Source organism: Microvirga sp. VF16 (assembly GCF_016864375.1).
Taxonomy (GTDB): domain Bacteria; phylum Pseudomonadota; class Alphaproteobacteria; order Rhizobiales; family Beijerinckiaceae; genus Microvirga.
In genome coordinates, this window is sequence record NZ_CP069354.1 from 3487003 (window position 1) to 3500852 (window position 13850).

General features: G+C 63.6%; 16 protein-coding genes. 2 read left to right on the plus strand and 14 right to left on the minus strand.

What is annotated here, in order from left to right; all coding sequences use genetic code 11:
- Window positions 1-222: 222 nt before the first annotated feature.
- From JO965_RS16235 to yajC, 5 genes are all read right to left on the minus strand, one after another.
- Window positions 223-1068 (minus strand): phytoene/squalene synthase family protein, encoded by an 846-nt coding sequence (locus JO965_RS16235; protein WP_203439896.1) that lies wholly within the window; start codon window positions 1066-1068, stop codon window positions 223-225.
- 1 nt (window position 1069) lies between these two features.
- Window positions 1070-1456 (minus strand): Mth938-like domain-containing protein, encoded by a 387-nt coding sequence (locus JO965_RS16240; RefSeq protein ID WP_203439897.1) that lies wholly within the window; start codon window positions 1454-1456, stop codon window positions 1070-1072.
- A 4-nt stretch (window positions 1457-1460) separates the two neighbouring features.
- On the minus strand, window positions 1461-2399 hold the full coding sequence (secF, locus tag JO965_RS16245; RefSeq protein WP_203439898.1) for a protein translocase subunit SecF: 939 nt from the start codon (window positions 2397-2399) through the stop codon (window positions 1461-1463).
- A gap of 12 nt (window positions 2400-2411) precedes the next feature.
- Window positions 2412-4019: a protein translocase subunit SecD gene (gene secD / locus JO965_RS16250; protein WP_203439899.1), complete on the minus strand. Its 1608-nt coding sequence runs from the start codon at window positions 4017-4019 to the stop codon at window positions 2412-2414.
- Between the two features lie 90 nt (window positions 4020-4109).
- The gene (gene yajC / locus JO965_RS16255; protein WP_246776586.1) at window positions 4110-4394 is read right to left on the minus strand and encodes a preprotein translocase subunit YajC; all 285 of its coding nucleotides are present in this window, start codon (window positions 4392-4394) and stop codon (window positions 4110-4112) included.
- A gap of 253 nt (window positions 4395-4647) precedes the next feature.
- Here yajC and JO965_RS16260 point away from each other — a divergent pair, with 253 nt between their 5' ends.
- Together JO965_RS16260 and JO965_RS16265 are read left to right on the plus strand one after the other, a co-directional pair.
- Window positions 4648-5523, plus strand: coding sequence for an ATP-binding protein (locus tag JO965_RS16260; RefSeq protein WP_203439900.1), 876 nt, complete (start codon window positions 4648-4650; stop codon window positions 5521-5523).
- A 14-nt stretch (window positions 5524-5537) separates the two neighbouring features.
- Window positions 5538-5912: a VOC family protein gene (locus JO965_RS16265; protein ID WP_203439901.1), complete on the plus strand. Its 375-nt coding sequence runs from the start codon at window positions 5538-5540 to the stop codon at window positions 5910-5912.
- 64 nt (window positions 5913-5976) lie between these two features.
- Here the strand turns inward: JO965_RS16265 and JO965_RS16270 are convergent, their stop codons facing one another.
- The 9 genes from JO965_RS16270 to scpB form a co-directional block, all read right to left on the minus strand.
- The gene (locus tag JO965_RS16270; protein ID WP_371826886.1) at window positions 5977-7050 is read right to left on the minus strand and encodes a peptidoglycan DD-metalloendopeptidase family protein; all 1074 of its coding nucleotides are present in this window, start codon (window positions 7048-7050) and stop codon (window positions 5977-5979) included.
- A 256-nt stretch (window positions 7051-7306) separates the two neighbouring features.
- Entirely contained in the window at window positions 7307-7978 is a 672-nt protein-coding gene (locus JO965_RS16275; RefSeq protein ID WP_246776588.1) for a protein-L-isoaspartate O-methyltransferase, read from the minus strand.
- A gap of 28 nt (window positions 7979-8006) precedes the next feature.
- The gene (surE, locus tag JO965_RS16280; protein WP_203439904.1) at window positions 8007-8768 is read right to left on the minus strand and encodes a 5'/3'-nucleotidase SurE; all 762 of its coding nucleotides are present in this window, start codon (window positions 8766-8768) and stop codon (window positions 8007-8009) included.
- Between the two features lies 1 nt (window position 8769).
- Entirely contained in the window at window positions 8770-10131 is a 1362-nt protein-coding gene (gene serS / locus JO965_RS16285) for a serine--tRNA ligase (RefSeq protein WP_203439905.1), read from the minus strand.
- A gap of 100 nt (window positions 10132-10231) precedes the next feature.
- Window positions 10232-11035, minus strand: a complete 804-nt coding sequence (gene tatC, locus JO965_RS16290; protein WP_203439906.1) for a twin-arginine translocase subunit TatC — start codon at window positions 11033-11035, stop codon at window positions 10232-10234.
- Window positions 11032-11631: a Sec-independent protein translocase protein TatB gene (gene tatB / locus JO965_RS16295; RefSeq protein ID WP_203439907.1), complete on the minus strand. Its 600-nt coding sequence runs from the start codon at window positions 11629-11631 to the stop codon at window positions 11032-11034. The genes tatC and tatB overlap by 4 nt, the downstream gene beginning before the upstream one ends.
- Before the next feature lie 74 nt (window positions 11632-11705).
- The gene (locus JO965_RS16300) at window positions 11706-11948 is read right to left on the minus strand and encodes a twin-arginine translocase TatA/TatE family subunit (protein ID WP_203439908.1); all 243 of its coding nucleotides are present in this window, start codon (window positions 11946-11948) and stop codon (window positions 11706-11708) included.
- A gap of 57 nt (window positions 11949-12005) precedes the next feature.
- Window positions 12006-13130: an ABC transporter ATP-binding protein gene (locus JO965_RS16305; protein WP_203439909.1), complete on the minus strand. Its 1125-nt coding sequence runs from the start codon at window positions 13128-13130 to the stop codon at window positions 12006-12008.
- Window positions 13127-13840 carry an SMC-Scp complex subunit ScpB gene (scpB, locus tag JO965_RS16310; RefSeq protein ID WP_371826795.1) on the minus strand — a complete coding sequence of 238 codons (714 nt, stop codon included), beginning with the start codon at window positions 13838-13840 and terminating at the stop codon, window positions 13127-13129. Before scpB ends, JO965_RS16305 begins: the two co-directional genes overlap by 4 nt.
- Window positions 13841-13850 lie beyond the last annotated feature (10 nt).

Below are 13850 nucleotides of genomic sequence, written 5' to 3' on the forward strand. Positions count from 1 at the left end.
GGACAAGCGCCAAAACCTCAACCTGTCATCCCCGCGCAGGCGGGGATCCATAAACACGACGCTTCAGGACAGGGCGGCAGCGGCACACCTTGTTCTGCATCGTCAGCGGATATGGATCCCGGGCTCCGCTGCGCGGCCCCGGGATGACAGTGTTCTATTCTGAAAACGATCCCGGATCTGCGCTACGCTTCGTCCGGGATGACGTGGAAGATACTGCGCTCTCTAAAACGGCCCGCGCCAGAGCGCCCAGATCCGCCGCCATTGCGGCAGGTCCACGACGGTGTGGAACGGATCGTAGTCCCGCCGCTCCATCGTCTTGAGATAAGGCTCCACCAGCGCAAGCGGCTGGAAGGCTGGCTTCGCCGCATCAGGAATGGTCGTTCGCAAGGTGCGTGCCTGTTCGACGTGCCTGCGGGCGGCGGCGCGCAGATCGGCCAGCGCACCTTTCAGTCCCGGCCCGCCGCGTCCGGTCACGATATCCTCGCGCACCACTCCATGACGCGTCAGGATGTCGGCAGGCACATAGACCTGCCCCTGCCGCGCATGATGCGGGAAAGCGCGCAGCAGACCCGTGATCGCGTAAGCCACACCTGCATGGCCGGCAGCATCCGCCGTGCCAGGATTGGTGCCATTGGCGAGGATGAGGCTCGAAAGCTGGATCAGGCTCGACGAGGTCTCGCCGCAATAGCCTTCCAAGTCGTTCAGGCTCGGCATCGGATCGTCATAGAGATCGAAGATCCGGGCATCGATCAGGTCGACGAAGGATTGTCGGGGCAGGCGGAACTGCACGATGGTGTCGTCGAGCGCTGCCGCCACGGGGTTGGCGCGCACATCGCCCCGCGCCTCACCCTGCAGAGCATCCCGCCACCATTGCAGGCGGATCTCGCCGACGAGCGCTTCGCGCACCGCCTCGCGAACGCGGGCAACCTCGAAATTGAAGGCATAGAGCGCGTGAAGGTGCGGGCGCTTGTCGGCGGGCGCAAAGAGGCTCGCCCAGTAACGGTCCGGATCGGCCTCGCGCACGAGGGCTTCGCAATGGGCGAAGTTGGAGATTGCCTGTGGTGCCATCTTAGGGAACGGCGATCAGGGCGGCGCCGACCTTGCGGTTCTCGGCGAGCAGGATGTTGTACGTGCGAGCGGCCGCTCCTGTCTGCATCACGTCGAGACTGATCCCCGCGTCGCGAAAGCGCGCGCGAAACGCGGCCGGAAAGGCCACGATATCCGTTCCCGTTCCGAAGAGCAGCAATTCCAGCTCGTTGCTTTCGGCAAAGATGGGATCGAGCGCCTCATCCGTCAGCTCGGCCACGGAGTTGATGGGCCAAGCCCTGATCCCCGACGGGAGAGCCAGCAGCGAGCCGCGATGGGACATGTCCGCGAAGCGGAAGCCGCCATTGCCATAGGCATCGAACGGATAGCGCCCGGGCAGGAAGCCATCATAGAGGCGACCATTGTTCATGGTCTTACTCCGCTGCGGCGGCCCTGCTCTCCGGCACCTTGACGGTCTCCGACCCGCGCAAGCCGATATAGATCAGCATGGGAGACGAAATGCAGATGGCCGAATACGTACAGATGACGACGCCATAGAGCATGACCTGCGCGAAGCCCTGGATCGCCTGGCCTCCGAAGAGCACCAGCGCCAGAAGCGAGAGCGCAGTCGTCGCCGCCGTCATCACCGTTCGGGACATGGTGTGGTTGATCGACAGGTTCAACAGCTCCTCGGCCGGCATCGTCTTGTAGCGGCGCATCAGCTCGCGGGTTCGGTCGAACACCACCACCGTTTCGTTGAGCGAATAGCCCACGATGGTCAGGATCGCCGCAATCGAGGTCATGTTGAACTCATGCCGTGTGATCACGAAGAAGCCGATGGTCAGCACGATGTCGTGGAGCGTGCCGATGATGGACGCAACCGCCAGCTCACGCTCGAAGCGGAACCAGAGATAGAACAGCACCGCGATGACCGAGAGCACGACGCCGATGGTGCCGGACTGAACGAGTTCGCCCGAAACACGCGGACCCACCGTCTCGACGCGGCGGAATTCGTAATCCGCACCGAAGGTGTCGCGCGCCTTCTGCACCACGGCCGTCTGCGCAGCCTCGCCGCCCGACTGGATCGGGAAACGCAGCGAGACCTCGCCAGCGGTGCCGAATTCCTGCACCTCCACGTCGCCGAAACCGAAACCTTCGGCCGTCTGGCGGATCTGGCCGACATTGGCCTGACCGGACTTGGCCTGGATCTCCATGAGCGTGCCACCCCGGAAATCGATACCGAAGTTGAGGCCGCCGCTGAAGAGCATCAACGCCGTCAGAATCGAGATGAGAGCCGACAGCGGGAACGAGAAGCGCCGGAAGCGCATGAAGTCGAAGTGTGAGTTTTCGGGCCAGAGGCGAACGAGGCGCACGATACGCACTCCTTAGAACGGAAGAGCTTTGGGACGCATCCAGTGATACCAGAGCGCAATCATCATGCGCGTCAGGGTCACGGCGGTGAGAACCGTCGTCAGGATGCCGAGGATAAACACGACGGCGAAGCCGCGCACCGGACCGGAGCCGAGGAAGAACAGGATCACGGCCGCGATCGCCATGGTGCTGTTGGAATCGACGATGGTTGCGAAGGCCCGGTCGAAGCCCGCCTGGATGGCCGAGACGATCGACCTTCCTGCATGCGCTTCTTCGCGGATGCGTTCATAGATCAGCACGTTCGAGTCGACCGCCGTGCCGATGGTCAGAACGATACCGGCAATGCCCGGCAGCGTGAGTGTGGCTTCCAGCACCGACATGAGGCCGAAGATGAGGCCCACATGAACGAGGAGCGCGATATTCGCGAAGAGACCGAAGAGACCATAGGTCGCGAACATGAAGATGATCACGAAGATGCCTGCCACATAGGTCGCCATCTTGCCGGCCTCGATCGAGTCACGTCCGAGACCCGGGCCCACGGTGCGTTCTTCGACGATGGTGAGCTTGGCGGGCAGAGCACCGGAGCGGAGCAGAACGGCGAGGTTGTTGACCTGCTCCACGGTGAAGCTGCCGGAGATCTGGCCTGCGCCACCGGTAATCGGCGACTGGATCGTCGGTGCGGAGATCACCCGGTTGTCGAGCACGATGGCGAGCTGGCGTCCGAGATTTTCCGTTGTCGCCTGTCCGAAGCGCTGCGCGCCACGGATGTTGAAGCGGAAATTGACGATGGGCTGGTTGGTCTGCTGGTCGAAGGCCGGCTGAGCGTCGGTCAGGTCGCCGCCCTCGGCGATCACCCGGCGCTCGACCGGAACGCGCTGGCCGCCCGCATCCTCCATGGGAAGCATGTCGACATCGGTTGCCCCAGGTTGCGCGAGCAGGCGGAACTCGAGATTGCCGGTCTCGCCCAGGAGCGCCTTCAGCTGCTGCGGGTCCTGCAGGCCCGGAACCTGAACCAGAACGCGGTCGGCACCCTGGCGTTGGATGCTGGGCTCCGTGGTGCCGGTGGCGTCCACGCGGCGACGGATGACTTCGATGGACTGATCGACGGCGCGGCGCACGCGCTCGTTGATGCCGGCCTCCGTATAGGTCAGCGTAATCACGCCATCCGGGGTCGTGTTGATCTCGATGGAATTGCCGCCGGCCTGGCCCAACATGGCATTGCCGATGGGCTGCGCCAGTTCGCGCAGGCGCGGCATCAGCCGGTCGCGGTCTGCCGCATCCGGAACGCGGATCTGGACGCCGCGGGGAACGGTCTGAATGCCGTTCTGGGACGAGACGCGGGTGTCGCGCAGGATGCGGCGGACGTCATCGCGGAGAATCGTGATCTGTCCACGCAGCAGATCCTGGCTGTCGACCTCGAGGAGGACGTGGGAGCCGCCCTGCAGATCGAGGCCCAGCACGATGGCGCGGGACGGGACGAGCCAGGACGGCACCCAGCTCGGGATGGCATTCAAATAGGCCTGACGCTGCTCGCGATTCATCGTGCTCGGAACCGCAAGAAGCAGGCCGATCACAATGATCGCCACGGTGGCGATGATCTTCGACCTCGAGAAGCGCAGCATCGTCAGCTCAACCTTTCTCACACACCCTGCCGCATCGATCTGCGGCGAACCGGCCCTTTCGCAGATGGGAAGGGCCGGCTTCTTTTCACATCAGGCCTTGACCGGCTCGCTCTTGGAGCGAACTTCAGAGATCATGGCCCGAGCCACCTTCACCTTCACGCCTTCGGCAATCTCGACCTCGACATCAGCCGAATCCTCGACGACCTTCGTCACCTTGCCGATGATGCCGCCGGAGGTGACCACCGTGTCACCGCGGCGCACGTTCTTGATCATCTCCTGATGGGCCTTCACCCGGCGCTGCTGAGGCCGGATGATCAGGAACCACATGATGACGAATATGAGGATGAACGGGACGAATTGAAGGATCATCTCCATTCCGCCCCCCGCGGGGGCCCCTTGTGCGAAGGCAGGTGTGATGAACAAGCGGCTCTCCATGGATAAAGGCGCGTGGCAGGCACATTTTGGGCCCACCCGCGCCAGACGGGATTACAAAGCGTGGCGGACTATACCCATCGACTCGCCGAAATCAATGAAGTTGAAGGCCTTTCCCAAGGCTCCTTCCATGGACCCTTTGACGCTTTTTGCGCTAAGCAGTCCCCTCACCCACCTTGGATGGTTCTGACTCAAGATGCCTGCAGACCTGAACTCCCCTGAATCCCTGGCGCTTTTGACGCGCATTGCCGATGCCCTGGAGCGCCTTACGCCCGCCGGCACCGCTCACGCCGATGTTACGGCGGCCGACGCCTTCGTCTGGCAGGCGGCGGGGCGCAGGCTCTCTCCCGTGCCGAAGGTGAACCGGGTCGAGATGAGCCTTTTGCGTGGCATCGACCGGGTTCGGGATCAGTTGGCTGAGAACACCCAGCGCTTCGCCAGGGGCCTGCCGGCCAACAATGCGCTTCTCTGGGGAGCCCGGGGTATGGGCAAGTCGTCCCTGGTCAAGGCGGTTCATGCCGAGATCAACTTCGCCAAACCTAGCGATTCGCTCCCCCTCAAACTGATCGAGATCCACCGGGAGGACATCGAGACCCTTCCCGATCTCATGAGCCTCCTGCGCCCTGATCCGCACCGCTTCATCGTCTTCTGCGACGATCTCTCCTTCGATGCGGACGATACTTCGTACAAGTCGCTCAAAGCCGTGCTGGAGGGCGGGATCGAGGGTCGCCCCGACAACGTGATCTTCTACGCTACTTCCAACCGCCGTCACCTGCTGCCGCGGGACATGATGGAAAACGAGCGCTCCACCGCCATCAATCCGGGCGAGGCCGTCGAGGAGAAGGTCTCGCTATCGGACCGCTTCGGCCTCTGGCTGGGTTTCCACAAATGCAGCCAGGACGAGTATCTCGACATGGTCTTCGGCTATGTCGATCATCTCGGCCTGCAGGCGGACCGTGACGCTATTCGCGCCGAGGCCCTGGAATGGGCGACCACCCGGGGCGCGCGCTCCGGACGCACGGCGTGGCAGTTCATCCAGGATTTGGCCGGGCGGCTGGGCACGGCAATATAAGAGGGGCCACCGCCATGCGGGTCAAACGGATCGTCGCGAATATCCAGGCGTCCGATCTGGCGGCGGCCAAGCGCTTCTACGAGGACGCCCTCGGACTTGAGGTCCTCATGGACCTGGATTGGATTGTAACCTACGGCAGTGGCGAAAAGGCACTCGCGCAGATCAGCGTGGCGACTCAGGGTGGTTCGGATACGCCGCTGCCGGATCTCTCCATCGAAGTGGACGATCTCGACGCGGCCCTCCTGCGCATGAAGAATGCCGGCTTTCCCATTCTTTACGGTCCGGCCGACGAACCCTGGGGCGTGCGTCGGTTTTATGTCCGGGACCCGTTCGGCAAGCTGGTCAACATTCTTGCTCACGCTCCCCATGAAGAAAGGGACGGTGGCTGAGCTCCACCGTCCCCTCATTCGACCGGCCTCGAAGGCCGAGGACCGATCTAAACCGATTGCTTGATCAGCCGCCGAGATGCTTCAGCGGATCGACGGGCTGCGCACCCTTGCGGATCTCGAAGTGCAGCTGCGGCGAGGTCACGTTGCCGGTCTGGCCGGAGGTCGCGATCACCTGACCGCGCTTCACCTGCTCGCCGCGCTTCACACTGAGCGAGCCGTTATGGGCATAAGCCGAGACGAAGCCGTTCTCGTGTTTGATCAGGACGAGATTGCCGTAGCCCTTCACCTCGCTGCCCGCGTAGGTCACGGTGCCAGCCTCGGCAGCCTTGACCGGCGTACCTTCGGGGACGGCGATGTTGATGCCCTCGTTGCCGCCATTGGCGCCAAAACCGGCAATGACACGGCCACGGGCCGGCCAGCGGAAGTCGCCAGTGACGCTGGCGGTCTGCTCGGGCTCCTGCACAGGGGCCTTCGCGGCCTCCTGCGGAACCGGAGCAACCGGCTGAACAGCCGCTGCAGGCTTCACGGGCTCAGGCTGGGTGAGAGCGGCCACCTTGGATTGCTCGACGACAGGCTTCGGCGCGGACACCAGAGGCTTCGCCGCAGAGACCAGCGGCTCGTTCGTTGCCGATGCGACCTGCATCGGCGCGGACTTGGCGGGAGCCGGAGCGACCGGAGCCTGCGCCGTCGCAGTCATGCCGGGACGAACGCGCTTAGCCGGCTCGGTGGCGGCAACCGGCGTGGTGGCGGCAGGCACTTTCGAGGTATCGACGAGACGGAACTTCGGCTGGGTGGCCGGCTGCGCGGCAACCGATTGAGCAACCGGCATGGGGCGCGGCTGGATCGGCGTGGGAGCGGAGGCGATGCGAGCAGGCTGCGACAACGGCTGGGACTGCACGGGGGGCAGAGCTTGTGCCTGAACCGAAGGTGTCGGCATCGGAGCCGCGGAATAGGACGGGTAGCTTTGGGGCTGCGACGGGGCCGAGGCGGTCGTATCCATGCGCTCGCTGGTAGCGAAGGGATTGGAGAACGGGTTCTCGGCGAACCTCGCACTGTCGGTACTGCAAGCCGCCGCCGCACTGCCGATCACACCCACCAGAGCGATCCGCGACACCGCAACCCAATGCCCAGAACACACACGCAACCGCATCACTCAACCCCAACCGAACGCAACTCGATGAAGCCATTAAAAGCCTGTTCAGGTTAAGCAACGGTTGACGCTAGGCAGATTGTCGTAACCTTGTCCGAAAATTTTTCGATCCGGTCAGAGCATCGGACCCAAAAGTGGATTTGCACTTTTGGGTCCGATGCTCATTCTCTAGCTGGCGCATCTTCGGTACGACCCGAAGGGCCGCGTCAGCGAATAACCGGGATCCACTTTTTCGCCCGATGCGCTAAAGAGTTGCCGCGACGCCGGTGACGAGAGGCGAAATGCGCAAGGGCGCGCCGACCGATTGCGTCAACTCACCGTCGGCATTGCGTTCCATCCGCACGAGGTGAGGCACGCCCTCGATTGTGAGCGCCCCGATCAAACGGCTACCTGGCCCGAGGAGCGACATCACCGCCTCCGGGATCTCTGGACGGGCGCCATTGAGCAGGATGCGGTCGAAGCGGTCGCGCACACGAACGGCAAGGCCGTCGCCCACCTCCAGGCGGACTTTGCCGGCCTCCACGATCTTGAGATGCTGCGCCGCGCTTTCCGCGAGCGTGTTGAAGCGCTCGACGCTCGTCACCTCCGCGCCGAGCCGTGCCAGAAGCGCCGTCACATAGCCGCTGCCGGTGCCGACCTCGAGGACGCGTTGGCCGGATTGCACGCTGAGGGCAAGCAGCATGGCCGCGACCGTGGCAGGTCCCGTCATGGTCTGACCGCAGGGCAGCGGCAGGGCGACATCAGTACGGGCGAGATCGGTGAAGCGGCGCGGCGCAAAAACTTCGCGCGGCACGAGTTCCATGGCGCGAAGGAGAGCCGTGTCGCGGATGCCTTTGGCGCGCAAGGACAGGATGAAGGACGCAGCACCGATCGCCTCCTGCTCGTCGCGGGCTTCCGCTTCAGGCAGGAAAGGCATGTCCTGGTTCATCGTGCCCGCACTTTCATCAGCCGAAGGCCTGCGCGTAACGCGTCAGGGTCGGCTCGTCCGTCATGTCGATGCGAAGCGGTGTGACGGCAATGCGCCGGTTGGCGATGGCCCAGAGATCCGTGCCGTTGCCGGGCGTGAAGGGACGGCGCTCGAAGGCAATCCAGAAATAGGGATTGCCGCGCCCGTCCCGGCGCTCGTCGAGGCGCAGAAGCTCCTGCGTGCGCTGGCCTTGGTTGACGAGAGCCGTGCCCTCGACTTCCTCCGGCTCGCAATCCGGAAAGTTCACGTTGACGAGGATGCCCTTGTCGACACCTGCCTCGAGAATCTTGCGCACGACCTTGGGACCATGATGCTCTGAGCATTGCCAGCGCGGCGCATTGCGCGTGCCCGGGCCATAGGCCTGCGAGAGCGCGATGGAAGGAATCCCCAAAATCGTGCCTTCGATGGCGCCTGCCACCGTGCCGGAATAGGTCACGTCCTCCGCCACGTTCTGCCCGCGATTGACGCCGGAGAGAATGAGATCGGGCTTGGTGTCCTGCATGAGATGGCGCACGCCCATGATCACGCAATCGGTCGGCGTGCCCTTCACGGCAAAATGCCGATTGGAAATTTCGCGCAGGCGCAGTGGGTCGTTGAGAGACAGCGAGTGCGCAACGCCGCTCTGATCGGTCTCCGGCGCGACCACCCACACATCGTCAGACAGGGCGCGGGCGATGGACTCCAGGGTCTTCAACCCTGGAGCATGAATGCCGTCGTCGTTGGTGCAGAGAATGCGCATGTCAGGCCTGACGTTCGATGCGTGTCATGCCGCCCATATAGGGCTGGAGCACCGACGGGATTGTGACGCTGCCGTCCTCGTTCTGGTAATTCTCCAGAACGGCCACGAGCGTGCGGCCGACCGCAAGGCCCGAGCCGTTGAGCGTGTGCACGAAACGCGGCTGCTTCTCGCCCGCGGCACGATAGCGCGCATTCATGCGGCGGGCCTGGAAATCGGAGCAGACCGAGCAGCTCGAAATCTCGCGATACATCCCCTGCCCCGGCAGCCAGACCTCGATGTCGTAGGTCTTGGTCGAGGAGAAGCCCATATCGCCGGTGCAGAGCGTCATGGTGCGGAACGGCAGCTCGAGTTTCTTGAGTACGTTCTCCGCGCTCGTGAGCATGCGTTCGTGCTCGTCGGTCGAGGTCTCCGGCGTGGTGATTGAGACAAGCTCGCATTTCACGAACTGGTGCTGACGGATCATGCCGCGCGTGTCGCGGCCCGCGGAACCGGCCTCGGCGCGGAAGCTCGGCGTGAGCGCAGTGAAACGCAGGGGCAGTTCCTCCTCGGAGAGGATCTGCTCGCGCACGAGATTGGTGAGCGTCACTTCCGCCGTCGGGATCATGCCATAACGGGTGTCCTTGATCATCTTGGCGATCGCGTCGCGCGGCTGGCCTTCGAGAGCCGCAGCAACGACCTGCTCGAGCGAGTTGCCGGGAAAGGCCCAGAACTGATCGTCCTCGAACTTCGGCAGTTGCGCCGTGCCAAACATGGCATCGTCACGCACCAGCAACGGCGGATTCACTTCCGTGTAGCCATGCTCGTTGACATGCAGGTCGATCATGAACTGCCCGAGCGCGCGCTCAAGACGAGCCAAGCCGCCTTTCAGCACGACGAAGCGCGAGCCGGAGAGTTTTGCCGCCGTCTCGAAATCCATAAGATCAAGAGCTTCGCCGAGCTCGAAATGCTGCTTGGCGCTGTTAAGCGTGCGCGGCGTGCCGAAGCGGTGACGCTCCACGTTGCCATGCTCGTCGGTACCCACCGGCACATCGTCCTTGGGGATGTTCGGGATCGCCGCAAGCGCATCGAACAGGGCCTTCTCGGCACTCCGCTCGGCCTCCTCCAGCTCCGGCATCGTATCCTTGATCCGGGCCACTTCGGCCATCAGCTCCTGGGCCCTCGCCTCGTCCTTCTTGGCTTTCGCCTGGCCGATCTCCTTGGACATCGCGTTTCGGCGCTCGGTTGCGGCCTGCAGGGCGGAGATGGCGGCCTTGCGCTTGTCATCGAGGGAGATCAGGTGCGCTGACAGGGGCCCCATGCCCCGGTTCCGGAGGCCTTGATCGAAAGCCGCGGGATTCTCGCGGATGGAACGGATATCGTGCATGGGATGAGGACCTGCTTCGTCAAGCGGCCCTGCCCTTTCGACAAGACCGCCCCTTCAACTCTTGCCGAGGATGGCGGTCGATGGAGAGGCCTTTCGAGGCCTATCCCTCTGCCGCGCGCGCGGCCTCGGCTTCCGCACGCTTCTTCTCGACCATGCGGACGGAGAAGATGGATGCCTCGTAAAGAAGCAAGGTGGGGACCGCAAGGGCGAACTGGCTGATCACGTCCGGCGGGGTGAGAACGGCCGCGATCACAAAGACGACGACGATGGCGTAGCGACGCTTGTCCTTCAGGAACTGCGAATCGATGATCCCGGCTCGGGCGAGAAGGGTCAGGACGACGGGCAGCTGGAAGCAGATGCCGAAGGCGAAGATCAGGGTCATGATCAGCGACAGATACTCGCTGACCTTGGGCAGAAACTCGATGGCAGGGCTCGTATCCGTCGCCAGTTGCTGCATGCCCACGGAGAAGCGCATGAGCAGCGGCATGGCGATGAAATAGACGCAGGCCGCACCGATGACGAACAGGACCGGCGTGGCGACGAGGTACGGCACGAAGGCCCGGCGCTCGTTCTTGTAGAGGCCCGGCGCCACGAACTTGTAGATCTGAATGGCGATGATCGGGAAAGCCAGGAAGCCTGCGCCGAAAGCCGCGACCTGGATCTGCGTGAACAGATACTCGAGGCCGTGGGTATAGACGAGATGCGCCCTGTCCGGCGAGCCGACAGCGAGGACGTAGGGCCAGACGAGCGCATTGTAGATGTACTTTGCGCCTGCAAAGCAGATGAAAAACATGGCCACGAACGCAACCAGCGCCTTGATCAGGCGCGAGCGCAACTCGGTCAGATGCTCGATCAGAGGCGCGCGCGAAGCTTCGACCTCATCCTCTTCAATGGCGGTGGTCATCCGGCTTTCGCGTCCGATTTTTCTGAAAGTTGTTCGGCAAGGGCTGCCTGCTGGGCCTCGTACTCGGCTTCGCGCCGCAAGGATTCGGCGATCTCCTTGGCGGGATCAACCGTGGGCGGAGGCGGCAGATCGATCAACGGATCGGCGGGAACCGGTGCCCGCCCTTCCACGACTGCCTGAACCGAGGCATCGGAGGTGATTTGAGCAGGCGTTTCCGGATCGGGTGACGATTGATCGGTCGTCACCAGGGCGACCTCCTGCACGGTCTCGGTCTCAGAGGCCTTCTCGGGAGGAGCCGACACAGGCGCCTCGATCGAAGTCTTCAACTCGTCGCGGATCGTCTGGATCGGGTTGAAGCTCGTATTGGTCGCCGACGAGACGGAATCATTCACGCCCTGGAGCTGCTTCTTGACCTCGTCGAGCTCGGCTTCCCGCATGGCCTCGTTGAACTGGCCCTGAAACTCCGCCGCCATGCGGCGAAGCTTGCTCGTCATTTGCCCGACCGTCCGCAGCGCCTTCGGCAGATCCTTCGGGCCGATCACGATCAGCGCGACGGCGCCGATCACCATGATCTCACCCCAGCTCATGTCCAACATGACGTGGCCTCGAACCTGCCCCTTAGGTACTCACGCGTACTGACACGCCGCTGTGAAGCGACGGCGCACGAAGCTTAGCCGACCTTGTGGTCCGTCGTCGCAGTGCTCGTCGGAGCACCGGCCTGATGGTCGATGGTGCGGACCGGCTCGGACGGCTGAGCGGGCTTTGCCGGGGTATCGTCCTCGGACATGCCCTTCTTGAAGGCTTTGATGCCCTTCGCGACATCGCCCATCATATCGGAGATCTTGCCGCGTCCGAACAGAAGGACGACGATCAGACCCACGACGATCCAGTGCCAAATACTCGTGCCACCCATGGCAATTCCTCCTGCGCCTGAAGAGGCGCGATTTCCCAATATGAACTTGTCGCCAACCTATGCGTCGGAGGCGGCGAAAACAAGGACATCCTTCGTATCGATCTCGATGCCCACATCCTGTCCCTCGTTCACACCAACAGGATCGTGAACGCGGGCCTGGAGAGGGCGGTCCACCCCCTGCACGTCAATGTGCACGAGATCGACCTCGCCGAGAAAGCGACGAGACACCACACGTCCCGGCAGGCAGAAACCGGCAGGCTTGAGCTTGAGCCCTTGCGGACGCACGCAGACGATGGCGGGGCCATCCTCCAGATGCGGCGCCGGAAACACGCCGACAGGACAGGAAACCTGGCCATTGCGCACCACACCCTCAAGCTCGTTGAAGTCGCAGAAGAAGCGCGCGGCGAAAAGGTTCTCCGGCCGACGATAGATCTCCTCAGCCTCGCCCTGCTGGATGATCGTTCCGGCGCGCATGAGCACGATCCGGTCGGCGATCCGCATGGCCTCCTCGGGATCGTGGGTCACCACGATGGTCGTAGCGCCGGTTTCTCTCAGGATTGCGACGGTCTCGTCCCGGATGGCATCGCGCATGCGCCGGTCGAGGTTCGAGAATGGCTCGTCCATGAGCAGAACCCCGGGCCGCGGCGCGATCGAGCGCGCCAGCGCCACGCGCTGCTGCTCGCCGCCGGACAGGGTGTGAGGATATTCGTTGGCGTAATGCTCAAGCCCGACGCGGGACAGGGCACGGCGCGCGGCGATGCCGGCTTCGGAGGCCGAAAGATCCTTGAGGCCGAACATGATGTTCTGCTGGATCGTCATGTGCGGGAACAGAGCATAATCCTGAAACATCAGCCCGATGCCGCGCCGCTCCGGCTCCAGGAATGTCCGTGGCCCGCTCACCTCCCGGCCGTCCATGAGCACTCGGCCCGAGGTCGGTGCCTCGACTCCCGCGGCGATGCGCAGCAGGGTGGTCTTTCCACAGCCGGAATGGCCGAGCAGGCAGACGATCTCCCCCGGTTCGACGGTGAGCGAGACATCGTCGAGCGCCCGCTGGCTGTCATAGGCCTGGACGATGTTCTCGAAGGTGAGCTGGGCCGGGATCGAGGCGCCCGCCGTGCCGCGCTGCCCCCAGCGGGGCAGACGAAACCGGTCGCGCGCGGACCCGACGGGCCTAGCAATCATTCCTGGCCTGCCTCGGTCTGGTGCATGTCCAGAGGCTGAAGCGGATCGTCCTCGAGAGGATCCTCGTCCTCGCGCAGGGCATCCGCATCGGATGGCACCGGCACCGAGAAGTCGGAAGGAACGCGCCCTTCGATGAATCCGGCGCCCTTAAGTTCTTCAAGGCCCGGCAGATCCTCGATGGCATCGAGGCCGAAATGCTCCAGGAAGCCTGGCGTCGTGCCGTAAGTGACCGGACGGCCCGGAGCCTTCCGGCGGCCTCTCAGGCGGATCCAGCCCGTCTCCAGGAGCGTATCGATGGTGCCTTTCGAGGTGGCGACACCGCGGATCTCTTCGATCTCGGCGCGGGTGACCGGCTGGTGATAGGCGATGATCGCCAGGGTCTCCATGGCGGCGCGGGAAAGCCTGCGCTGCTCGACCACGTCGCGGGCGAGCACGAAAGACAGGTCGCTAGCGGTCCGGAAGGTCCATTTGCCGGCAACCCGGATGAGATTGACGCCGCGGGGCGCATAAAGCTCGGTCAGATCCTGCAGGATCTTTGCCACATCGGCACCTTCCGGCAGGCGGCCGGTCAGTTCTTCGATGCTCAGAGGCGTGGCGGCGGCGAACAGCAACGCTTCGGCGATGCGCATGGCCTCGCCATGATCGGGAACGTGGCTGACCTCGGATTCATGGGCTTCGGGCGTATCGACCGTATCTTCATCTTCGTGCATGTCGGGCAGC